This window comes from Oleiphilus sp. HI0066 (genome assembly GCF_001635725.1).
Genome location: NZ_LWFH01000458.1, coordinates 1 through 849 on the forward strand (window position 1 = coordinate 1; position 849 = coordinate 849).

Consider the following 849-nt stretch of genomic DNA (forward strand, 5'->3'; position numbering starts at 1 on the left):
TTTCACCAGTAGTAAGACTGATGGCTTTCAAGTCGCCTTGATAAGCGGTTGCATAAAGTGTTCTTCCGCTTAAGACAAAAGTTCCATCGACATCTACTAGACGTTCAAGCTCAGTGCGTCCGCTTGGTGTTCCCAAGTTAACAGACCATTGCTTACGACCCGAATCAATCGCAATACCGATCAAGGCCCCATTAGCGAGACCCACATATACTGAGTCACCGCTAATTAAAGGAGAAGATGTGCCGCGCAGAGAAAGAACTGGCGTATCGCTATCATAACGCCACCTTTGTGCTCCAGTATCAGCGTTAATCCCAAATACCTTCCCATCGCTGGCATGCACAACTACCGTAGACCCGTCGCTTGCTACAACACTCAGTGCTTCTGAACTTAATCGCGCTTGCCACAATTCTTGGCCATTGCTACGAGATAAAGCAATAAGTTGCCCTTGGAACGTACTCACATAGAGCTGGCGACTATCTCCCGACACACCGCCACTAACCCTGCGATCTAAATCTACTTCCCACTCTAAACGACCAGTTTCTGTGGAGCGAGATTGTAATTCACCATCTATGTCGATTGTGAATACGCTGGGCCCACTAACGAAGGGCTCTAGCTGTAGTTGTAATTCATCATCACCAGAACCTGCATCAGCGTCCCACGCTTTATCAACAGAAATCGGGTTTTCAATACGTGTTAATTCTGTAGGAATGTTTCCAGTGTCAGAACTACAAGCAAAAAGCGCGGTAAAAACCGCGCTCAAGCCAAGACACTGTATAAGTCTCTTTGTCATACTATGATCCATGAAGGTGACTAAAGGCTCTGTGTGTCCACACCCAAGTCAGACAATTT

The 849-nt window shown here is 46.6% G+C and carries 1 protein-coding gene; it reads right to left on the reverse strand.

Translation table 11 applies throughout. The features are described from left to right. The coding region (locus A3738_RS06645) for a PQQ-binding-like beta-propeller repeat protein (protein WP_197473646.1) at positions 1-790 on the reverse strand (790 nt) is incomplete at its 3' end. Between the last annotated feature and the right edge of the window lie 59 nt (positions 791-849).